Consider the following 20023-nt stretch of genomic DNA (forward strand, 5'->3'; position numbering starts at 1 on the left):
CGGCCTGCGTATGCCTGATCACAGCGTCAAGACTACCGACAGAGACCTTGCGCATGCCACTCGCTTTGCTTGCCCTCGCTGTTGCCGCCTTCGGCATCGGCACCACCGAATTCGTCATCATGGGCCTGTTGCCCGACGTTGCCCGCGATCTCAGCGTGAGCATTCCCGATGCCGGACTGCTGATCACCGGCTATGCCTTGGGCGTGGTGTTCGGCGCACCGATCCTCGCCGTCGGCACCGCCAACATGCCGCGCAAAGCTACCCTGCTGGGCATGACGCTGATGTTCATCCTCGGCAACATGCTCTGCGCGCTGGCGCCGAATTACGCCACGCTGATGGCCGCGCGAGTGATCACGGCACTGTGCCATGGCGCATTTTTCGGCATCGGTTCAGTGGTCGCCGCCGGGCTGGTGGCACCCAACAAACGGGCCCAGGCGATTGCCATGATGTTCACCGGCCTGACCCTGGCCAACGTGCTTGGCGTGCCGCTGGGCACCGCACTCGGGCAATACGCAGGTTGGCGCTCGACCTTCTGGGCGGTGTCGGTGATCGGTGTACTGGCGGCGATTGCGCAATGGGTCTGGCTGCCGAAGAACATCGCGATGGATAAAGCCAACCTGGCCAGCGAGTTCAAGGTGCTGGGCAAGGCCAACGTACTGCTGGCGCTGGGCATGAGTGTGCTGGCCTCGACCAGCCTGTTCAGTGTGTTCACTTACATTGCGCCGATCCTGCAGGACATCACTGGCGTCAGCCCGCACGGCGTCACCATCATGCTGCTGTTGTTCGGCGTTGGCTTGACCGCCGGCAGCATGCTCGGTGGTCGTCTGGCGGACAGCCGCTTGCTGCCTTCGCTGGTGGGCATGGCGCTGGCGGTGCTGGTGGTGCTGGCGGCGTTCACGCAAACCAGCCATTCGGCCATTCCGGCAGCGATCACGCTGGTGCTGTGGGGGACGTTCGCCTTTGCGCTGTGCCCGATCCTGCAACTGCTGATCATCGATCAGGCCATTGAGGCGCCAAACCTGGGTTCGACCTTGAACCAGAGCGCCTTCAACCTCGGCAACGCCGCCGGAGCCTGGATCGGCGGCCTGGTGGTGGCCAGCGGCGCGGACCTGGCGGACTTGCCGTGGACCGGTGCGCTGGTCAGCGGGCTGACCGTGTTGACTGCATTGTTCTTCATCTATCGCCAGCGTCGCGTTGCGGCTGCGTTTGATGTGGCGGGTTGAGCATCAACTTGATTGTATGCTCGCGAAGGGGGCGCCACCGATCTCACTGAGCGGCATCATCATCCTTGAACTGGTCTTTGACGTACTTGATCTCGGTTCGGCCATGGGGCGCGGGCAAGCCGTCTTCACCCAGGTTGACGAAGACCATCTTCTCCACCGTCAGGATGCTTTTGCGGGTGATCTTGTTGCGTACTTCGCATGTCAGGGTGATCGAGGTGCGGCCGAATTCGGTCGCCGTGATGCCCAGCTCGATGATGTCGCCCTGGCGCGAGGCGCTGACGAAGTTGATTTCGGAAATGTACTTGGTCACTACACGCTGGTTCCCCAACTGGACGATGGCGTAAATCGCCGCCTCTTCGTCGATCCAGCGCAGCAGGCTACCGCCGAACAAAGTGCCGTTAGGGTTGAGGTCTTCGGGTTTTACCCATTTGCGGGTGTGGAAATTCATATTCACTCCTGACCATCTTGCCGATTGATGCCTGGCATCATGGCAGAGCCCGGGCTAGAGCTCTATCAAGCTTCGACTATGGTCTCGATTACCGTTCGGACATTGACCAACAGAAACGCTTTGGAAGATCAGCATAGCCCGCTATAATCGCCACCGTTTCAAAACGGTCATCATCGCTTGATACCGTTTTCCCGCCACCTGTCCGAGGGGCGCTGCAGCAGGTTCGACCTGTCAGGCTCGGATGGGGCGTTGCCTGGCCTTGATCGGCCCGACACTAAACGCACAACGGCGCCCATTCGCATACATTACGAATGGAGGCTCTTCATGAGCGCTGTTATCACGCCTGCAGATTTTACCGATTACAAAGTCGCCGATATGTCCCTGGCTGCCTGGGGCCGTCGCGAAACCATCATCGCTGAATCCGAAATGCCAGCCCTGATGGGTCTGCGTCGCAAGTACTCCGAAGAGCAACCGCTCAAGGGCGCGAAGATTCTCGGCTGCATCCACATGACCATTCAGACTGCCGTGCTGATCGAAACCCTGGTTGCCCTGGGTGCCGAAGTACGCTGGTCGTCCTGCAACATTTTCTCGACTCAGGACCAGGCCGCCGCTTCCATCGCCGCTGCCGGCATCCCGGTTTTCGCCTGGAAAGGTGAAACCGAACAAGAGTACGAGTGGTGCCTGGAGCAAACCATCCTCAAGGATGGCCAGCCATGGGACGCCAACATGATCCTCGACGACGGCGGCGACCTGACCGAGCTGCTGCACAAGAAGTACCCACAGGTTCTGGATCGCGTCCACGGCGTGACCGAAGAAACCACCACCGGCGTTCACCGCCTGCTGGACATGCTGGCCAAGGGCGAGCTGAAAATCCCGGCCATCAACGTCAACGACTCGGTGACCAAGAGCAAGAACGACAACAAGTACGGCTGCCGTCACAGCCTGAACGATGCGATCAAGCGCGGCACCGACCACCTGCTGTCCGGCAAGCAAGCGCTGGTCATCGGCTACGGCGACGTGGGCAAGGGTTCCGCTCAGTCCCTGCGTCAGGAAGGCATGATCGTCAAGGTTTCCGAAGTCGACCCGATCTGCGCCATGCAAGCCTGCATGGACGGTTTCGAACTGGTTTCGCCATTCATCGACGGTATCAACAACGGTACTGAAGCAAGCATCGACAAGGCACTGCTGGGCAAGATCGACCTGATCGTGACCACCACCGGCAACGTCAATGTTTGCGATTCGAACATGCTCAAAGCCCTGAAGAAGCGTGCCGTTGTCTGCAACATCGGTCACTTCGACAACGAAATCGACACCGCTTTCATGCGCAAAAACTGGGCATGGGAAGAAGTGAAGCCGCAGGTTCACAAGATCCACCGTACCGGCGCTGGCGATTTCGACCCACAGAACGACGACTACCTGATCCTGCTGGCCGAAGGCCGCCTGGTTAACCTGGGCAACGCAACCGGCCACCCGAGCCGCATCATGGACGGTTCGTTCGCCAACCAGGTTCTGGCGCAGATCTTCCTGTTCGGCCAGAAGTACGCCGACCTGTCGCCAGCCCAGCAAGCCGAGCGCCTGACCGTTGAAGTACTGCCGAAGAAACTCGACGAAGAAGTGGCCCTGGAAATGGTCCGTGGCTTCGGTGGCGTCGTGACTCAACTGACCAAGACCCAGGCCGACTACATCGGCGTGACCGTCGAGGGTCCGTTCAAGCCGCACGCTTACCGCTACTGATCGGCCGGCTCTTCCTGTGTAGGAGCGAGCTTGCTCGCGATGGACGTTAACGAAAACGCGCGCTATCTGGCTAAACGCGTTGCCCTGACGTTTTTCGCGAGCAAGCTCGCTCCTACAGGGGCCTGCGTCCGCCTTACGCGTTTTCAAGGGTATTCCCATGTCCCAAGATCGTCGCTACAGCTTCGAGTTCTTCCCTACGAAGACCGATGCTGGGCAAGAAAAGCTGCTCGCCACTGCTCGCCAGTTGGCCACCTACAACCCCGATTTCTTCTCCTGCACCTACGGCGCCGGCGGTTCGACCCGTGATCGCACGCTGAACACCGTGTTGCAGCTAGAAAGCGAAGTCAAAATCCCTGCCGCTCCGCATCTGTCTTGCGTGGGCGATAGCAAAGCTGACCTGCGCGGCCTGCTGGCCCAGTACAAGGCCGCCGGCATCAAGCGTATCGTCGCTCTGCGCGGTGACCTGCCTTCGGGCATGGGCATGGCCAGCGGTGAATTGCGCCACGCCAACGACCTGGTTGAATTCATTCGTGAAGAAACCGGTGATCATTTCCACATCGAAGTCGCCGCTTACCCGGAAATGCATCCGCAAGCGCGCAATTTCGAAGACGATGTTGCCAACTTCGTGCGCAAGGCCAACGCTGGCGCCGACAGTGCGATCACCCAGTACTTCTTCAACGCCGACTGCTACTTCTACTTCGTGGAACGTGTGCGGGCGCTGGGTGTGAACATCCCGATCGTGCCGGGCATCATGCCGATCACCAACTACAGCAAGCTGGCGCGCTTCTCCGATGCCTGCGGTGCGGAAATCCCGCGCTGGATCCGCAAGCAACTGGAAGCCTACGGCGACGACACCCAGAGCATTCAGCGCTTTGGTGAACAGGTCATCACCGAAATGTGCGAACAACTGCTGCAGGGCGGCGCTCCAGGGTTGCACTTCTACACATTGAACCAGGCTGAAGCGAGCCTGGCGGTGTGGAATAACCTGAAGTTGCCACGTTAAAAGTCGTTAAAGCACGATTAAAAGATCGCAGCCTGCGGCAGCTCCTACAGAGAAATGTGTATTCCCTGTAGGAACTGTCGCACGCTGCGATCTTTTGCTTTCAGCGCACTATTAATGTGCAGCAATCCACGGAGTTAGAGCATCTGCAGTCAGTTTCTGGCTCTTTCCGGTTTCTCGTCGTAATCTCAAACCCATGCCTTTGATCACGCAATTAATCGCCATGCTTGTCTTCACTTGCCTGAGCTTCGCCGCTCGGGGCGAGAAGCTGCGCATTGTCACGGAGCCGTGGGCGCCTTATGTGTACGAAGACAACGGCAAATCACTGGGCCTGGACTACGAAACCACCGCCATTGTCTTCAAGCGCCTGGGCATCGAAGTGGAGTGGCAGTTCCTGCCATGGAAACGCTGCCTGTCGATGCTTGAAACCGGGCAGGCCGACGGCGCGCTGGACATCTTTCACAGCGTCGAACGTGATGCGACCCTGCTCTACCCCGGCGAACCACTGTCTGAAGTCCAGTTCGTGATGTTCTACGCCAATGAACGGCCCCATCCGTTTCGCACCCTCGATGACTTGCAAGGCCTGACCATCGGCACCTCGCCGGGTTACCTGTACAGCAAGGACTTCAGCGATTCGACGCTGTTCACCCGCGAGCCGGCTCCCACCCATGAAGCCAACTTCGGCAAACTGGTGCGCGGGCGCATTGACCTGCTGATTACCGACCGCCGGGTCGGCCAGCATTTGCTCGATGAACTGGGCATCCGCGGCAAGATCACCGAAAACCCCACGGTCATCAGCCAGCAAAGCCAGTTTCTCGCGGTACGTCGCAATGCGGGCATGGATCTGCTGGTGCAGCGTTTCGGCGCCGAACTCAAACGTTTCAAACGCGAGCCTGCCTACGCTGAACTGAGTGCCCGCTACGGCGCGGAACCGGCAGCCAACGTGAAGACTGAAAAGACCACGGCCGCCACGGAAAAAACCGTTGAGCAGCAGGAAAGCGGCGCGCAGTGATTGCTCTGTTATACTCCGGCCTTCCCGCCAGGCTCACGCCCGGACGCTCGGAATCGTTCAAGGCATCTCAACCCCGCTACTGCGCAGCTTTCAGCCCGCGCGAGCGCTTGCAGACGAGCCTTCGAGACCCAGCAGGACCGGACGGGATTGCGTCCTCTTAAACGCCATTCGCGCCAGGCAAGACTCCCATTGGGCCAAGCCCTAACTTAAAACAGGATTACTCATGTCCTTTGCTTCCCTCGGTCTCTCCGAGGCTTTAGTCCGCGCCATCGAGGCAGCGGGCTATACCGAGCCTACTCCGGTGCAACAGCGGGCCATTCCCGCCGTGTTGCAAGGTCGCGACCTGATGGTCGCGGCACAGACAGGTACTGGTAAAACCGGCGGTTTCGCCCTTCCGATCCTGGAGCGGTTGTTCCCCAACGGTCACCCGGACAAATCCCAGCGTCACGGCCCGCGCCAGCCGCGCGTACTGGTCCTGACCCCGACTCGCGAACTCGCGGCGCAAGTGCATGAAAGCTTCAAGGTCTATGCCCGTGACCTGAAGTTCGTCAGCGCCTGCATCTTCGGCGGTGTTGGCATGAACCCGCAGGTTCAGGCCATGTCCCGTGGCGTAGACGTGCTGGTGGCCTGCCCTGGCCGCCTGCTCGACCTGGCCGGCCAAGGCAGCGTCGATCTGTCCCACGTGGAAATCCTCGTGCTGGACGAAGCCGACCGCATGCTCGACATGGGCTTCGTCCATGACGTGAAGAAGGTCCTGGCCCGTCTGCCGGCCAAACGCCAGAATCTGCTGTTCTCGGCGACCTTCTCCAAGGACATCACCGACCTCGCCGGCAAACTGCTGCACAACCCGGAACGCATCGAAGTCACGCCGCCGAACACCACGGTCGAGCGCATCGAACAGCGCGTATTCCGCCTGCCAGCCAGCCACAAGCGTTCGCTGCTGGCGCACCTGATCACCGCTGGCGCCTGGGAACAGGTGCTGGTGTTCACCCGCACCAAGCACGGCGCCAACCGCCTGGCCGAGTACCTGGACAAGCATGGCCTGAGCGCCGTCGCGATCCACGGCAATAAGAGCCAGAACGCCCGCACCAAAGCCTTGGCCGACTTCAAGGCCGGTGAAGTGCGCATCCTGGTCGCCACCGACATCGCCGCTCGCGGTCTGGACATCGACCAGTTGCCTCACGTGGTCAACTTCGAACTGCCGAATGTCGATGAAGACTACGTGCACCGCATCGGCCGTACCGGCCGTGCCGGTCGTTCGGGCGAGGCGATTTCGCTGGTAGCCCCGGACGAAGAAAAACTGCTGAAAAGCATCGAACGCATGACCAGGCAGAAAATCGCCGACGGCGACCTGATGGGCTTCGATGCCAGTGCTGTGGAAGCCGAGAAACCTGAAGTGCGCGAGCGTCCGGACATGCGTAACCCACGCAATCCACGTGGCCCGCGCGGCGACGGTCCGAACGGCAGCGGTGGCGGCGGTGGTCGCAAGGACAAAGGCAAGGACAAGGGCAAGGAAAAACCGGCCGGCGAGCGCGGTGAGCGCCCGGCCCGTCAGCAAAAACCACGTGAAGGCACTCCGGCTCGCGAACAGCGTCCGTCGCAGCCTCCTCGTGCCGCCGCTGACCGTGCCCCGGACGAGTTCCTGGACGACGATGTCGATAACTTCGGTAACCGCGTCGACTACGTGCCGCAGCAGAAACCCGCGCAAGGCCGTGGCCGCCGTCCGGGTGCTCCGGCACAAGGCACTGCAGCATCGGGCGCTCCACGTTCCGGCAAGCCACAAGGTCGCCAGAGCGGTCCGCGCAACAGCGATGGCGCCAGCACCGGCACCCCACCGGCCAAGCGTAGCGGCCCTCGCAGTGGCGCACCGCGCGACGGCCAGGCCCGCCGCGAAGACTCGCGCAATCGCCGCCCGGCCCGTGACGACCAGCCGCGTTCGGAACCGGCCGTGCAGAACCCGCGCGGCCCCGCGCCGAAGATCATGCACAAGGAGTCCAAGGCTGACCGCTTCCCGACACCAGAGCAACTGGATCAACTGCCAAGCCGTCCTCGTGGTGAGAAACCAGCGCTGCTGACCCGCAATCGCTGAGTTATCGCTGCAATGAAAAATGCCCCGGTTCGAAAGAGCCGGGGCATTTTTGTATGTGCTGCGAAGTGCTTTTGTAGGAGCTGGCGAAGCCTGCGATCTTTTAAGATCAAAAGATCGCAGCCTGCGGCAGCTCCTACAGACTCAGCATTACTTCGCTTTGACACCTTCAAACGTGATGTACAGGTCGACCGCGTCGGACTGTGGGCCCAGGTCCATCATCTTGCCGAAATCGGAACGCTTGATGCTGGTAGTGCCCTCGAAGCCTGCACGGTAGCCGCCCCATGGATCCTTGCCTTCACCCAGGAAAGTGGCCTTGATCACGACTGGCTTGGTTACGCCAGCAATAGTCAGGTCGCCGGTCACGTCGGCCGTGTCTTTGCCAGCGGCGTTTTTACCGGTGGCTTTGACGCTGGTGGACACGAACGTGGCCTTAGGGAAATCAGCCACTTTCAGGAAGTCTTTGCTGGAGACGTGCTTGTCACGTTCGGCGTTGTTGGTGAAAACGCTGGCGGTGTTCACGTTGAACTCGATCTTGCTGTCTTCAGGCTTGGCAGCGTCGAAGCTGAACTTGCCATCCATGGTCTTAAAGGTACCGGTGATGAAGCTGTAGCCCAGGTGGCTGATCTTGAAGTTGACGAAGGCGTGTTGGCCCGTTGTGTCTACTACGTAGTCAGCAGCCATCACATTAGCGGACAGCAGGGCCGAACCGATTGCCAGAGCGGCGAGAGTCTTTTTCAACAACATGCTTTGTTTTCCTTGGGAGTCGAGGTTGAACTTCAGGCTTTGCGACCCAGCATTCGCTTGAGGGTCACATCACGGTCGATAAAGTGGTGCTTCAATGCTGCCAACGCATGGAGGCCGGAAAAAATTACCAGCACCCACGCCAGGTAGAGGTGAATCGCACCGGCGTTATCTGCCTGGTCCGGCAGTCCGGAAACCAGGGCAGGCACTTCAAACCAGTCAAACACCGGAATCCCGGCACCTTCTGCGGTGGAAATCAGGTAACCGGCAATCATCACAGCGAACAGAGAGAGATACAGAAAGGCATGGCCGAACATGGCACCCAGACGCGTCATGCGGCTATAGCTGGCCAGGGTTGGCGGCGGCGGGCTGATGAAACGCCACAATACCCGCAACACCATGACGCCCAGCAAGATCAAACCAATGCTCTTGTGCAGATCCGGCCCGGTCTTGCGCCAAGGGTCGTAATAGCCGAGGCCGACCATCCACAGCCCGAGGGCGAACAAACCGAACACGGCCAGTGCCACGCCCCAGTGCATGAAGATGCTGACCCAGCCGTAGCGGGAGGTAGAGTTACGTAGCTGCATTGCCTAGATCCCTGTAAGTGCTGGCCCAAGACTATCGAGTTATCTATCGAATTAAAGCCGAAAATTTCGCTTTGAAATATCGAGAAATACGATCAAGAGTCTGAAACAGGCGAGTTAAGGAAAGATTAAAGTCGAAAGTGTTAGAAAAAATGAATACAAACCGAAGAACACCAGTACCAAATGTTTTATTCGATTTTTGACCCCGGCTTTCTTCAGGCAAAAAAAACGCGGCATTTACGCCGCGTTCTTTTTGTCCCAGGGCTTACTACGCCTTGGCATCCATTGCCGGAGTCGCCGCAGGTTTAGCCGCTGGCTTCTTGGCCGGCTCGGTTTTCTTGGCCGGTGCCTTGACCGGGGCTTTTTTCGCCTCAGTCTTGGCAGCCGGTTTTGCCGGAGCCTTTTTGGCCGGCTCGGTTTTTACCGGGGTCGCAGGCTTCGGTGCTTCCACCGGGGCCGGTGCGACCGCCGGGGCTGGCACCGGAGCAGGCGCTGGCGGTGCAACCGGCTCAGGTGCCTTGACCAGCTCTGGCTTCTTCTCGTCATCGGAGCCGCCGAACAGGTTGCTGAAGAAATTGCCTTTCTTCGCCGCCACCGCACCAGCGCCCGCCGCAGCGGCGGCCGGGACCACTTTCGTCGGTTCGAACGACTTGCCCGCCGCCAGGTCTTCAACCTGGCTGGCTGCACGCTGACCAGTGCGCAGCGCGCCTTCCAGGGTGCCCGGGTACAGGGTGTCGGTGTGTTCGCCAGCGAAGGTTACGCGCTGAATCGGGCGTTCCCACAGGCGCCAGAACTTGCTGATCTGGCCCGGACCGAAGGCCAGGTAGGCGCCGCCAGTCGACGGGTCGGTGCTGTAGCGACGGAGTTCATAACCGGTGAACGAACCGCGAGCCTGCGGATAGAACGCATGCAGGCGAATCAACACCTGATCGACCATCTGCTTGTCGCCGAACGCCTGCATCACTCGCGCATTGTCGCCGGACAGGTTGATCACCACATTGGCACCGCCCTTCAGGGCAGGCTCGATCCACAACATGCCCAGGCCGGTGTTGCTGTAGATCTCGCCAGACATGCGCGCCTTGGATTCCCACACCGGCGCCTTGAACTTCAGCATGATCTGGTCGCGCCATCCGTAGTTGGTGCCCTTGATCGCCGCCAGGTGCTGGGCGTCCAGCGTCGGGATCATCTGGATCTTGTCCAGGGCACGCAGTGGCACGGCCAGCACGACGTAGTCAGCCTGATAGCTGACGCTGTCGACTTTGACGATCACGCCGTCCTTGTCCTGAGTGATTGACGAGACCCGGGAATTGGTCTTGATGGTTTTCAGCTGCTTGACCAGGGCCTGGGCCAGCACCGGACTGCCACCGACCAGGCGCGAAGCCCGCAGGTCACGATCGGAGACGCCTCGGTAAACGCGGCTCTGCTGCGCGAAGTACAGCAGCGACAAGCGCGAAGGTTCGTCGTAGCGGGTACGGATCTGCTGGTTGATCAACTGCCGGGCGGTGGCCGGCAGGTTCTGCTTGTCGAGCCAGCTCGACACGTTGATCTGATCCAGCGCATACAGCGTGTTGTTGGCAGCCGGATTCTGCGGGTCGTCGATCGAGCGCGCCAGATCGTCCACGGTCTTGTCGAAGCGCTTGAGCGCCTCGGCGGTGGCCGGCTGTTTGGTCGCCAGGTCGGCGGCGGAGAAATACTCACCATCGATCAGATAGCCAGGGGTCCGCACGAATTCAGGGGCCGGCGTGGTGCTCAGCTTGAAGTTCGATACGTATTTGTTCAACACCGGTTGGACCTTGTCGTTGCCGATCCACTCGCTGGTGGCCATGCCGGAACGGCCGCCCAGGCTCGACTTGGCTTCCAGCAGGGTGACCTGCCAGCCCTTGTTCTGCAGCTCGTACGCAGCAGTCAGGCCCGACAGGCCGCCGCCGATCACGATCGCGGTTTTATCCTTGGCCAGCGCAGACACGCTGAACAGCCCCAACATCACCAGCGCACAGGCGCGCAGCCAACCGACAGACATTCAGCGAACTCCGGAATCACACGAGGAAAACAGCAGTTTTTGCGAGCCAGACGGCTCAAGAACCGCGAAGGATACGTCAGCCTTCAAACACCCGCCAGCAACGTCTATCGGCCTGGATAAAGTAGCTCATTCGACACAATGGGTTGTCCCCGTGGCACGCATTGCATAGGCTTGCGCGATTGTTTGTCCGCGCTGGTCACGGACCGCCTCCAGGAGAGTGAAAATGGGCCTGAATAATCAGTGGATGCAACGCGATCTCGCCGTGTTGTGGCATCCCTGCACCCAGATGAAAGATCACGAACAACTGCCGCTGATTCCGATCAAGCGCGGGGAAGGCGTGTGGCTGGAAGACTTCGAAGGCAAACGCTACCTCGATGCGGTCAGCTCCTGGTGGGTCAATGTATTCGGGCACTCTAACCCGCGGATCAACCAGCGCATCAAGGACCAGGTCGATCAGCTCGAACATGTGATCCTTGCCGGTTTCAGTCATCAACCGGTGATCGAACTGTCCGAGCGCCTGGTGAAGATGACGCCGGAAGGCCTGACCCGGTGCTTCTACGCCGATAACGGTTCGTCCTGCATCGAAGTCGCGCTGAAAATGAGCTTTCACTACTGGCTCAATCGCAGTCAGCCGAACAAGAAGCGCTTCGTTACCCTGACCAACAGCTACCACGGCGAGACCATGGCGGCGATGTCGGTGGGCGACGTGCCGCTGTTCACCGAGACCTACAAAGCGCTGTTGTTGGATACCATCAAGGTGCCGAGCCCGGATTGCTACCTGCGGCCCGAGGGCATGAGCTGGGAAGAACACTCGCGCAACATGTTCGCGGCCATGGAGCAGACCCTGGCCGAAAACCACGACACAGTCGCGGCGGTGATCGTCGAGCCGCTGATCCAGGGCGCCGGTGGCATGCGCATGTACCACCCGGTGTACCTCAAGCTGCTGCGAGAAGCTTGCGACCGCTACGGCGTGCACCTGATCCACGACGAAATCGCCGTCGGCTTCGGCCGCACCGGGACGATGTTCGCCTGCGAACAGGCCGGCATCCGCCCTGACTTCCTCTGTCTGTCCAAGGCCCTGACCGGCGGCTATCTGCCGCTGGCGGCGTGCATGACCACCGACGAGGTCTACAGCGCCTTCTACGACGACTACCCGACCCTGCGCGCCTTCCTGCACTCCCACAGCTACACCGGCAACCCGCTGGCGTGCGCGGCGGCCCTGGCGACCCTGGATATTTTCGAAGAAGACAATGTCATCGAGAACAACAAGGCCCTGGCGCAGCGCATGGCTTCGTCGACGGCGCATCTGGTCGACCACCCGAACGTGTCCGAAGTGCGCCAGACCGGCATGGTGCTGGCCATCGAAATGGTCAAGGACAAGGCCAGCAAAGAGGCTTACCCATGGCAGGAACGTCGCGGCCTGAAGGTGTTCCAGCACGCCCTGGAGCGCGGTGCTTTACTGCGTCCACTGGGTAGTGTGGTGTATTTCCTGCCGCCGTACGTGATTACCCCGGAACAGATCGACTTCCTCGCCGAAGTAGCCAGCGAAGGGATCGACATTGCGACCCGTGACAGCGTCAGCGTGGCAGTGCCGAAGGACTTCCACCCGGGGTTCCGTGATCCGGGTTGATTGATTTAAACCGTAATCCTGTGGGGCCGGGTAGACCGCTTTCGCTGGCAAGCCAGCTCCTACAAGGATTTGTGTGTGCCACAAATTTTGTGTGCGGCACCTAACCTGTAGGAGCTGGCTTGCCAGCGATAAGGTTGGTACGACCTTCAGATGATTTGCACCTTTTTCAGAGACCCAGCATGAGACTGTCCCGCTTCTTCATCGACGCCCCCCTGAGCATCGGCGAGCACGAGTTGCCCGAAGCCCAGGCCCATTACATCAGCCGCGTGCTGCGCATGGCCGAGGGAGATGCGTTGCAGTTGTTCGACGGCTCGGGCCAGGAGTTTCGCGCCACACTGGTCGAAGTCGGCAAAAAGCGCGTGGTGGTGCAGATCGATGAAGGCTTCGCCGGGCAGATCGAGTCGCCGCTGAAAATCCATCTCGGCCAGGGCCTGTCCCGGGGCGAGCGCATGGACTGGGCGATTCAGAAAGCCACGGAACTGGGCGTCACTGAAATCACCCCGATCTTCACCGAACGCTGCGAAGTCCGCCTCAAGGACGAGCGCGCCGACAAGCGCCTGCTGCATTGGCGCCAGGTGGCGATCAGCGCTTGCGAGCAATGCGGGCGCTCGCGAGTACCGGTGATTCATCCGCCGCTGTTGCTGGCTGACTGGCTGAAGCAAACGCAAGCCGAGTTGAAACTGGTGCTGCACCCGGTGGCCGAACCGTTGGTGAGCCATGCCAAGCCTTCAAGCCTGGCATTCCTGATCGGTCCGGAGGGTGGTTTGTCCGATGCCGAAGTCGATCAGGCCAAGGCCGGCGGCTTCCATGCCGCCCGCCTCGGTCCACGGGTGCTGCGCACCGAAACCGCGCCGGTTGTTGCACTGGCGGTGGCCCAGCAACTCTGGGGTGATTTCTAAAAAGTAAAAAGATCGCAGCCTGTGGCAGCTCCTACAGGCTGCCGCAGGCTGCGATCTTTTGCATTTTACTGCACCGGATCACTCACCGGTTTGGCAATGATCGCCTTGAGTTCGCTGGTCATCGGGAACTCGAGGTTCAAGCCCTTCGGCGGGATCGGCTGCTCGAACCAGCGTTTGTAGATGCCATTGATCTCGCCCGAGCTGTACAGATCCGCCAACGCACCGTTGACCAGCGCCAGGAACTGCGGGTCGTCCTTGCGCACCATGCAGCTGTAGATCTCCCGCGATTGTTCCTCCCCGACTACCACCCACTTGTGCGGGTCATTGGCCTTGGCACGCTCGCCGTAGAGCAGCGCGTCGTCCATGTAGAACGCCACCGCCCGGCCTGATTGCAGCATCTGGAAGGCTTCGCCGTGGTCCTTGGCGCTGATCACGAACATGTCGATCTTGTGATCGACGTTGTAGCTTTTCAGGAAGCGCTCGTTGGTGGTGCCGGCGGTAGTCACCACGTTCTTGCCGCGCAGGTCGGCGAAGCTCTTGATCCCACTGTCACTGGCCGTCAGCAACTGGCCTTTGACGTAGATGAAACCGTAGGAGAACGCCACCTGCTTCTGCCGTTCGGCGGTTACGCCGGTGGAGCCGCACTCCAGGTCCACGGTGCCGTTCTGCACCAGTGGAATGCGGGTCTGCGAGGTCACCAGGTTGTAGTTCACCTTCAAGTCTGGCAGCGCCAGTTGCTGCTGGATGCGCTCGACGATCTTGCCCGCCAGATCCACCGAGTAACCCATCGGCTTGCCGCTATGATCACCCACGTAGGAGAACGGCACCGAAGCATCGCGATAGCCCAGGGTGATGCTGTTGGCGCTGGCGATCTTGCTCAGGGTGCCGGTCAGCGGCGCTTCATTGGCCTGAACCTGACTGCCGAGCAACAGGCCAAGCGTACAAGCGAGCAACGTGATTTTTTGCATTGTTATTCTCCGTTGTGGGTGCTGGTTTATCAGACGCGTGCAGCGATGACGGTGATTTCCACCAGCACCTGCGGACGGGCCAGTTCGGCCTGCACGGTGGTGCGGCTCGGTGCCTGCCCCGGCGATAGCCAGGCCGACCAGACCTCGTTCATCGCGGCGAAATCCTCGGTGATGTTCTTCAGGTAAATGGTCGCGCTGAGCAGATGATCCTTGTCGCTGCCCGCCTCGGCCAGCAAGGTATCGATTTTCGCCAGCACTTCGCGGGTCTGGCCGCTGACATCCAGGGCATCGCCCGGCACCTGCCCGGAGAGAAACACCAGGTCGCCAAAGGTCACGGCGCCAGACAGGCGCGGGTTGCTGTGCAGTCGGGTAATGGTCATTGCAGTGTCCTCTTCAGAGATCGGTGTTCAGGCGGCCCGGTGGTTGAAACCATGCAGGTCGATGGAAGGCTCGCGCTCGCCGATCAGCTCGCTGAGCAAGCGCCCGCTGCCGCATGCCAGGGTGAAGCCCAGCGCGCCGTGGCCGAGGTTGAGCCACAGGTTGCGATACGCCGTCGCGCCCAGCAACGGCACGCCGCTGGGGGTGGCCGGGCGCATGCCGGCCCACTCGACGGCTTCGTCATAGGCGCCGGCATTTGGAAAGGTGTCATGGGCCTGACGCTTGATCAGCGCCAGGCGCTTGGGGTCCAGCGCAGGATCGAAGCCGACGATGTCGACCATCGCCGCCACCCGCAATTGCTCGCCGATGCGGGCGTAGACGATCTTGCGGTCGTAGTCGGTAATGCTCACGTCCGGTGCCCGGTGACCGGCGCCGATCGGCAAGGTCAGGCTGTAGCCCTTGAGCGGATAAAGCGGCAGTTGCAGCCCGGGCAGCGCCAATAGTGGGCTGCGGTGACCGGCGGCGATCACCAGTTGCTCGACCGGCAGCACGTGTTCGCCCAGTTCGATGGCGTTGACGCTGCCGTTGCTGTGGCGAATGCCGGTCACCGCTTGCCCGAGGAGAAATTCGCAACGGCCGGACGCCTTCAGTCGTGCGGCCAGTTGCTGGCAGAAACCGTGGCAATCGCCGACCTCTTCGTCCGGGGTGTAGATTGCCCCGACAAAGGGCGCATCGGTCAGCGCCGGTTCCAGCTGCGCGCATTCGGCCGGCGACAACACCTGCTGTTGCTGCGGGTCGGCCAGAGACTGGCGCGCATGCTCGAAGCTGCTGTTCTGACGGAAAGTCACCAGTTTGCCATTGCGCCGCCACTGGAATCCCGCCAGTCCATCGTCCTCGCGCCAGGACCTCAAGGTGTCCTGGCTGAACAGCGCCAGACGCAGCAAGTGCGCGGCGTTCTCGCGGTTGACCGAGCGGCGGCAGGCGCCGAGGAACGCCGCCATCCAGCGCCACTGGGCCGGGTCGAAGCGCGGGCGCAGCTTCAGCGGTGAATCGCCGCGCAGCATCCAGCCGATGGCTTGCCAAGGCACACCGGCGTCGGCCAGGGGCGCGACATAGCGATAGGACAACTGGCCGCCGTTGGCGAAGCTGGTTTCGCTGCCCAGCGAGTCCCGTGCCTCGACCACCGTCACCTCGAAGCCGTCGCGCACCAGCGCATAGGCCGTTGCCAGGCCAATCACGCCGCCACCGATGATGCACACACGCTGAGCCATGTCCGTCCTTAAAACCGTTGTGAAGACGAGGCCAAGGTTAGAGCCAGGTGACAGACGTTGAACAATGCATAAAGATAGCAATCCCATAAACAAAGGTTATGGACTTGCCATGCGCCTTCGCCATATCGAGATTTTCCAGGCCATCCGCCAGACCGGATCGATCAGCGCTGCCGCGCAATTGCTGCACGTCTCGCAACCGGCAGTGAGCAAGGTGTTGCAGCACGCCGAGCAGCAATTGGGCTTCCCGTTGTTCCTGCGGGTACGCGGCAAGTTGCAGGCGACGCCGGAAGCACTGGAGCTGGAGCGCGAAGTGGACAAGGTCAGCGAAAGCCTGCAAGGCGTGCGACGCCTGGCGCAGAGCCTGCGCCGCGAGCCTGGCCACAGCCTGCGCATCGGTGCCACCCCGGCGCTGGCCCTGTCATTGCTGCCGCCGGCCATTCACGAATGGACCGGGCGTTACCCGGACATCGTTTGCGAACTCTCCAGCGCCCACAGTCGCGAACTGGTGCAGAACCTGTTGATGCGCGAAGTGGATGTCGCCCTGACCCTGCAACGCCCGGATCACCCGGGGCTCAAGGCCCAGGCGCTGGCGTCCGGCGTGCTGGTGGCGCTGGCGCCGAGTGGTTACTGGCCTCAGGAAGAGGCGGGTAAACCGTTGCCGCTGATGGCGCTGGCGGATGCGCCGCTGATCGGTTTATCCAGCGCTGATCCGCTGGCCGCGCGGCTCGACAGTTACCTGGAAGCGGTCGAACCGCCGCCGCGGGTACGCATCGCCGTGCAAACCTACTCACTGGCACGGGCGATGGTGGAATCCGGCGCGGGCCTGGCGGTGATCGATCCGTTCACCGCCCTTGGCGCCTCTTGCGCCAGCACAACGATCCGCCCTCTGGCACCGCCGCTACCCATCACCCTGTACGCAGTGACCCGCGCCGCCGAACCACCGCCCCACACCTTGAACGACCTGTTGCAGGTGTTCAGCCGTCGAGCCCGGGAGCAGCTGGATCGCCTGGTTCCGGTACAGCCTTAAAGCACATAAAACAAGATCGCCACAAAGTGCAGCAAGCTCCCGGCGATCACGAACAGATGCCAGATCCCGTGGGCATGGCGCAGGCGATGATCGAGGGCAAAAAAGATAATCCCGACGGTGTACAGCACCCCGCCCGATGCCAGCCACGCAAACCCGACGCCGCCCAGCGCCGCGAGCAGCGGCTTGACCGCCACCAGCACGATCCAGCCCATCACCGCATAAATCACGATCGACAGAATGCGCGCTTCCGAACGCGGCTTGATCTCCTGCAGGATGCCGATCAGCGCCAACCCCCAGACAATCCCGAACAAGGTCCAGCCCCACGGCCCGCGCAGGGTCACCAGGCAGAACGGCGTGTAGCTGCCGGCGATCAACAGATAGATCGAAAAGTGATCGACCTTCTGCATGATCGCTTTCTTGCGCCCGCGCACGCTGTGGTACACGGTCGATGCGCTGTAGAGCACCAGCAAGGTAAAGGCGTAGATCGCCATGCTGACGATCTTCCACGGGCTGCCGTCGAGACTGGCCAGCACAATCAGCCACACCCCGCCGACAAACGCGGCCACTGCCCCGACCAAATGCGTCCAGGCGTTCAGTCTTTCCCCGTGATACATGTATTGCTCACCTCGAATTTCATTACCGAACCGCGCAAGGCTCAGGCCTCAAGCGTAAAAGCGCAATGTTTCTGTACGACGGGCCCGGCGTAATTGGGCACAATCGAGGCATTCCAAAAAGAGTCCGCCCCATGCTGATCGATGAAGAGTTGACCCTGAAAAAACTCGAGGTGTTCCTGGCCTTCATGCGCACCGGCAACCTGGCGCGGGCCGCGGCCGAATTGCAGACCAGCAATGTCAGCGTGCATCGGGCGATCCATTCCCTGGAAAGCGCCCTGCGCTGCCCCTTGTTCAAGCACGAAGGCCGCAGCCTGACGCCGCTGGAAAGCGCTTATGTGCTGGAAGAGCGGGCACAGAAGCTGATTCAGGACGTCGTCGAAAGTGTGCGCTTGACCCGCGAAGCCGCCGGGTTCTCCGCCGAACGTTTCAAACTTGGCTCGCTGTATTCACTCACGGTGAAGACCGTGCCGCAGCTGATCATGGGTTTGAAGATCCGCCGTAGCGAGCTCAACATCGACCTGATTCTGGGCTCCAATATCGACCTGCTTTACAAGCTCAAGAACATGGAAGTCGATGCGGCCCTGGTGTCGCTGGACGACAGTGTCAACGATCCGGATTGCGAGCAGATCCCGCTGTTTTCCGACGACATCTTCCTCGCCACGCCCGCTGACTCGAAGTTTGCCCAGCGAACTGAAGTCGACCTGGCCGAGGTCCGCGACGAAACCTTCATCACCCTGACCCAGGGCTTCGCCACCCACCAGGACGGCAAGCGGGTATTCGAGCAGGCAGGGTTCGAGCCGAAGGTGGCGATGCAGGTCAACGACATCTTCACTCTGCTGAGCATGGTCAGCTCGGGCGTGGGTTATGCGTTGCTGCCGGGGCGGATTGCGGCGGTGTACGAGAACCGGGTGAAGCTGATCCCGCTGCAGGAAAAGTACCGCTTGCAGCAGCACATTGGCGTGGTGTTCCTGAAGGCCAAGGAGCGTGATCCGAATCTGCTGGCGTTGCTGGCGGAGTGTCGGATGTATGCCAATCGGCAGGCCTGAAACCGAGTTGCGCCCTTCGCTGGCAAGCCAGCTCCTACAGGAACGCGCTGTCCCTGTAGGAGCCGGCTTGCCGGCGAAGACGTCAGAACAGGCACCGCAGATCCAGGACTAGCCAACAATCCCGCGAACAATGAAGAACAACAGCGAAGGCCCCAGCAGACAGCCAAGCCCGGTGTGGAACGTCGCGGTCAACGCGCCATAAGGCACCAGGCGCCGATCCGTCGCCGCCAATCCGGCGGTCACGCCGCTCACGGTGCCGGCCAGCCCACCGAACACCATCGCCGAGCGCGGGTTATCCAGGCCCATCCAGCGCGCCGCCATCGGGGTACCCACCATCACCAGAATCGCCTTGATCAGACCCGTAGCAATCGACAGCGCCACCACATCGGAACTGGCGCCAATAGCCGCGCCGGTCACTGGCCCGACGATGTAAGTCACCGCACCGGCGCCAATGGTGGTCATGCTCACCGCATCGCGGTAACCGAAGGCCCAGGCCATGCACGCACCGACAATAAACGGCAGCACTGTGCCCAACAACAGCGCGATCACGCCGATCAAGCCGGCCTTTTTCGCTTCCGTGGCCTGCACCTCGAACGCCGTGGCGACGATGGCGAAGTCCCGCAGCATGGCGCCGCCCATCAGCCCGATGCCGGAAAACAGCGTCAAATCCGCCAGGCCTTTTTGCCCCCCGGTCATCGTGCCACCGACCCAGGCCAGTACCAGGCCGATGACGATGGCAATCGCCGAACCGTGGATGCGCCCGAAGGTCAGGCGTTTGGAGATCACCACTGACACCCACATGATCACGCCGACAAAGGCGAATGCGGTGACCAGACCGTTGTGCTCCAGACCGTTCTTGATGAGATCCCACATATCAGCGACCTCCTGCCGGTGCGCCAACCGGCGTTACATCCGCCGGTTCATCGGGCAAGGGTTCGCCTTTGTGGGTCCGGCTGATCAGGGCAATGGTGCAGCCGCAGATCACCACCGAACCGATCGCCGCCAACACCGCCACCGGACCACCATGCAGCGCCGTGACCACATTTTGTTGCGCCGCCATCGCCACCACCACCGGGATGTACATCGCGCCCCAGAAGCCGACGCCCAGCTCGCAATCCTTGGTCATGCCGCCACGCTTGTGCATCCACAACCGTGCGCAGATCAGCAGGATCATCGCGATCCCGACACCGCCGACGTTTGACTTCACTCCCAGCAACACACCGAGCATGTCACCCATGATCACCCCTGCCAGCGTACAGATCGCCAACAGCGCCACACCGTAAATAATCATTGTTGTAGTCCTCAAAGTGCATCGTCGAATGTTGTTTTTGTTGTTCGA

Annotated in this window: 19 protein-coding genes and 1 riboswitch; of the genes, 9 read left to right on the forward strand and 10 right to left on the reverse strand. The window is 61.1% G+C overall.

The window, feature by feature from the left end; translation table 11 throughout:
* Nucleotides 1-53 precede the first annotated feature (53 nt).
* On the forward strand, nt 54-1223 hold the full coding sequence (locus AC1D19_RS08200; protein WP_477762911.1) for an MFS transporter: 1170 nt from the start codon (nt 54-56) through the stop codon (nt 1221-1223).
* Nucleotides 1224-1266: 43 nt separating this feature from the next.
* On the opposite strand, the gene AC1D19_RS08205 is transcribed toward AC1D19_RS08200, so the two are convergent.
* Entirely contained in the window at nt 1267-1671 is a 405-nt protein-coding gene (locus AC1D19_RS08205) for an acyl-CoA thioesterase (RefSeq protein WP_007994339.1), read from the reverse strand.
* A 198-nt stretch (nt 1672-1869) separates the two neighbouring features.
* Nucleotides 1870-1972: riboswitch (S-adenosyl-L-homocysteine riboswitch) on the forward strand.
* Between the two features lie 23 nt (nt 1973-1995).
* On the opposite strand from AC1D19_RS08205, the gene ahcY reads away from it, so the two are divergent.
* The 4 genes from ahcY (at nt 1996) to AC1D19_RS08225 (ending at nt 7506) form a co-directional block, all read left to right on the forward strand.
* Nucleotides 1996-3405: an adenosylhomocysteinase gene (gene ahcY / locus AC1D19_RS08210; RefSeq protein WP_108217017.1), complete on the forward strand. Its 1410-nt coding sequence runs from the start codon at nt 1996-1998 to the stop codon at nt 3403-3405.
* A 157-nt stretch (nt 3406-3562) separates the two neighbouring features.
* Nucleotides 3563-4408, forward strand: a complete 846-nt coding sequence (gene metF, locus AC1D19_RS08215) for a methylenetetrahydrofolate reductase [NAD(P)H] (protein WP_477752471.1) — start codon at nt 3563-3565, stop codon at nt 4406-4408.
* Between the two features lie 193 nt (nt 4409-4601).
* On the forward strand, nt 4602-5417 hold the full coding sequence (locus AC1D19_RS08220) for a substrate-binding periplasmic protein (RefSeq protein ID WP_477762912.1): 816 nt from the start codon (nt 4602-4604) through the stop codon (nt 5415-5417).
* Nucleotides 5418-5640: 223 nt separating this feature from the next.
* Nucleotides 5641-7506, forward strand: coding sequence for a DEAD/DEAH box helicase (locus AC1D19_RS08225; protein WP_477762913.1), 1866 nt, complete (start codon nt 5641-5643; stop codon nt 7504-7506).
* A gap of 147 nt (nt 7507-7653) precedes the next feature.
* Here AC1D19_RS08225 and AC1D19_RS08230 read toward each other — a convergent pair whose 3' ends face one another.
* The 3 genes from AC1D19_RS08230 to AC1D19_RS08240 form a co-directional block, all read right to left on the reverse strand.
* Nucleotides 7654-8247 (reverse strand): YceI family protein, encoded by a 594-nt coding sequence (locus tag AC1D19_RS08230; protein ID WP_477763142.1) that lies wholly within the window; start codon nt 8245-8247, stop codon nt 7654-7656.
* A 35-nt stretch (nt 8248-8282) separates the two neighbouring features.
* A complete protein-coding gene (locus AC1D19_RS08235) occupies nt 8283-8834 on the reverse strand; it encodes a cytochrome b (protein WP_477762914.1) in 552 nt (183 codons plus the stop codon).
* 265 nt (nt 8835-9099) lie between these two features.
* Complete coding sequence (locus AC1D19_RS08240) at nt 9100-10851, reverse strand: flavin monoamine oxidase family protein (RefSeq protein WP_477762915.1); 1752 nt, start codon at nt 10849-10851, stop codon at nt 9100-9102.
* Between the two features lie 223 nt (nt 10852-11074).
* Here AC1D19_RS08240 and AC1D19_RS08245 point away from each other — a divergent pair, with 223 nt between their 5' ends.
* Both AC1D19_RS08245 and AC1D19_RS08250 read left to right on the forward strand, forming a co-directional pair.
* Nucleotides 11075-12481 (forward strand): adenosylmethionine--8-amino-7-oxononanoate transaminase, encoded by a 1407-nt coding sequence (locus tag AC1D19_RS08245; RefSeq protein WP_477762916.1) that lies wholly within the window; start codon nt 11075-11077, stop codon nt 12479-12481.
* A 179-nt stretch (nt 12482-12660) separates the two neighbouring features.
* The gene (locus tag AC1D19_RS08250; RefSeq protein ID WP_477762917.1) at nt 12661-13380 is read left to right on the forward strand and encodes a 16S rRNA (uracil(1498)-N(3))-methyltransferase; all 720 of its coding nucleotides are present in this window, start codon (nt 12661-12663) and stop codon (nt 13378-13380) included.
* Between the two features lie 65 nt (nt 13381-13445).
* Here AC1D19_RS08250 and AC1D19_RS08255 read toward each other — a convergent pair whose 3' ends face one another.
* The 3 genes from AC1D19_RS08255 to AC1D19_RS08265 are packed head-to-tail and all read right to left on the reverse strand — an operon-like array spanning nt 13446 to nt 15997.
* On the reverse strand, nt 13446-14348 hold the full coding sequence (locus AC1D19_RS08255) for a transporter substrate-binding domain-containing protein (RefSeq protein ID WP_477762918.1): 903 nt from the start codon (nt 14346-14348) through the stop codon (nt 13446-13448).
* Nucleotides 14349-14377: 29 nt separating this feature from the next.
* Nucleotides 14378-14728, reverse strand: a complete 351-nt coding sequence (locus AC1D19_RS08260; protein WP_477762919.1) for a RidA family protein — start codon at nt 14726-14728, stop codon at nt 14378-14380.
* A gap of 27 nt (nt 14729-14755) precedes the next feature.
* Complete coding sequence (locus tag AC1D19_RS08265; protein ID WP_477762920.1) at nt 14756-15997, reverse strand: D-amino acid dehydrogenase; 1242 nt, start codon at nt 15995-15997, stop codon at nt 14756-14758.
* A 109-nt stretch (nt 15998-16106) separates the two neighbouring features.
* Between AC1D19_RS08265 and AC1D19_RS08270 the strand changes: the two genes are divergently transcribed.
* A complete protein-coding gene (locus tag AC1D19_RS08270; protein ID WP_108217029.1) occupies nt 16107-17024 on the forward strand; it encodes a LysR family transcriptional regulator in 918 nt (305 codons plus the stop codon).
* Here the strand turns inward: AC1D19_RS08270 and trhA are convergent.
* Nucleotides 17021-17638: a PAQR family membrane homeostasis protein TrhA gene (gene trhA, locus AC1D19_RS08275; RefSeq protein ID WP_477762921.1), complete on the reverse strand. Its 618-nt coding sequence runs from the start codon at nt 17636-17638 to the stop codon at nt 17021-17023. The genes AC1D19_RS08270 and trhA overlap by 4 nt on opposite strands.
* Before the next feature lie 131 nt (nt 17639-17769).
* Here trhA and AC1D19_RS08280 point away from each other — a divergent pair, with 131 nt between their 5' ends.
* On the forward strand, nt 17770-18684 hold the full coding sequence (locus tag AC1D19_RS08280; RefSeq protein WP_057712939.1) for a LysR family transcriptional regulator: 915 nt from the start codon (nt 17770-17772) through the stop codon (nt 18682-18684).
* Nucleotides 18685-18792: 108 nt separating this feature from the next.
* On the opposite strand, the gene madM is transcribed toward AC1D19_RS08280, so the two are convergent.
* Together madM and madL are read right to left on the reverse strand one after the other, a co-directional pair.
* Nucleotides 18793-19557 carry a malonate transporter subunit MadM gene (gene madM / locus AC1D19_RS08285; RefSeq protein ID WP_103396750.1) on the reverse strand — a complete coding sequence of 255 codons (765 nt, stop codon included), beginning with the start codon at nt 19555-19557 and terminating at the stop codon, nt 18793-18795.
* 1 nt (nt 19558) lies between these two features.
* Nucleotides 19559-19975, reverse strand: coding sequence for a malonate transporter subunit MadL (madL, locus tag AC1D19_RS08290; RefSeq protein ID WP_477752483.1), 417 nt, complete (start codon nt 19973-19975; stop codon nt 19559-19561).
* Nucleotides 19976-20023 lie beyond the last annotated feature (48 nt).

The sequence above is a fragment of the Pseudomonas sp. P1_C12 genome (assembly GCF_056406435.1).

What these genes read in the sequence shown, in the direction of transcription:
- AC1D19_RS08200 (WP_477762911.1), top strand. Translation starts at nt 54, where the DNA reads ATGCCACTCGCTTTGCTTGCCCTCGCTGTTGCCGCCTTCGGCATCGGC.
- AC1D19_RS08205 (WP_007994339.1), bottom strand. Translation starts at nt 1,671, where the DNA reads ATGAATTTCCACACCCGCAAATGGGTAAAACCCGAAGACCTCAACCCT.
- ahcY (WP_108217017.1), top strand. Translation starts at nt 1,996, where the DNA reads ATGAGCGCTGTTATCACGCCTGCAGATTTTACCGATTACAAAGTCGCC.
- metF (WP_477752471.1), top strand. Translation starts at nt 3,563, where the DNA reads ATGTCCCAAGATCGTCGCTACAGCTTCGAGTTCTTCCCTACGAAGACC.
- AC1D19_RS08220 (WP_477762912.1), top strand. Translation starts at nt 4,602, where the DNA reads ATGCCTTTGATCACGCAATTAATCGCCATGCTTGTCTTCACTTGCCTG.
- AC1D19_RS08225 (WP_477762913.1), top strand. Translation starts at nt 5,641, where the DNA reads ATGTCCTTTGCTTCCCTCGGTCTCTCCGAGGCTTTAGTCCGCGCCATC.
- AC1D19_RS08235 (WP_477762914.1), bottom strand. Translation starts at nt 8,834, where the DNA reads ATGCAGCTACGTAACTCTACCTCCCGCTACGGCTGGGTCAGCATCTTC.
- AC1D19_RS08240 (WP_477762915.1), bottom strand. Translation starts at nt 10,851, where the DNA reads ATGTCTGTCGGTTGGCTGCGCGCCTGTGCGCTGGTGATGTTGGGGCTG.
- AC1D19_RS08245 (WP_477762916.1), top strand. Translation starts at nt 11,075, where the DNA reads ATGGGCCTGAATAATCAGTGGATGCAACGCGATCTCGCCGTGTTGTGG.
- AC1D19_RS08250 (WP_477762917.1), top strand. Translation starts at nt 12,661, where the DNA reads ATGAGACTGTCCCGCTTCTTCATCGACGCCCCCCTGAGCATCGGCGAG.
- AC1D19_RS08255 (WP_477762918.1), bottom strand. Translation starts at nt 14,348, where the DNA reads ATGCAAAAAATCACGTTGCTCGCTTGTACGCTTGGCCTGTTGCTCGGC.
- AC1D19_RS08260 (WP_477762919.1), bottom strand. Translation starts at nt 14,728, where the DNA reads ATGACCATTACCCGACTGCACAGCAACCCGCGCCTGTCTGGCGCCGTG.
- AC1D19_RS08265 (WP_477762920.1), bottom strand. Translation starts at nt 15,997, where the DNA reads ATGGCTCAGCGTGTGTGCATCATCGGTGGCGGCGTGATTGGCCTGGCA.
- AC1D19_RS08270 (WP_108217029.1), top strand. Translation starts at nt 16,107, where the DNA reads ATGCGCCTTCGCCATATCGAGATTTTCCAGGCCATCCGCCAGACCGGA.
- trhA (WP_477762921.1), bottom strand. Translation starts at nt 17,638, where the DNA reads ATGTATCACGGGGAAAGACTGAACGCCTGGACGCATTTGGTCGGGGCA.
- AC1D19_RS08280 (WP_057712939.1), top strand. Translation starts at nt 17,770, where the DNA reads ATGCTGATCGATGAAGAGTTGACCCTGAAAAAACTCGAGGTGTTCCTG.
- madM (WP_103396750.1), bottom strand. Translation starts at nt 19,557, where the DNA reads ATGTGGGATCTCATCAAGAACGGTCTGGAGCACAACGGTCTGGTCACC.
- madL (WP_477752483.1), bottom strand. Translation starts at nt 19,975, where the DNA reads ATGATTATTTACGGTGTGGCGCTGTTGGCGATCTGTACGCTGGCAGGG.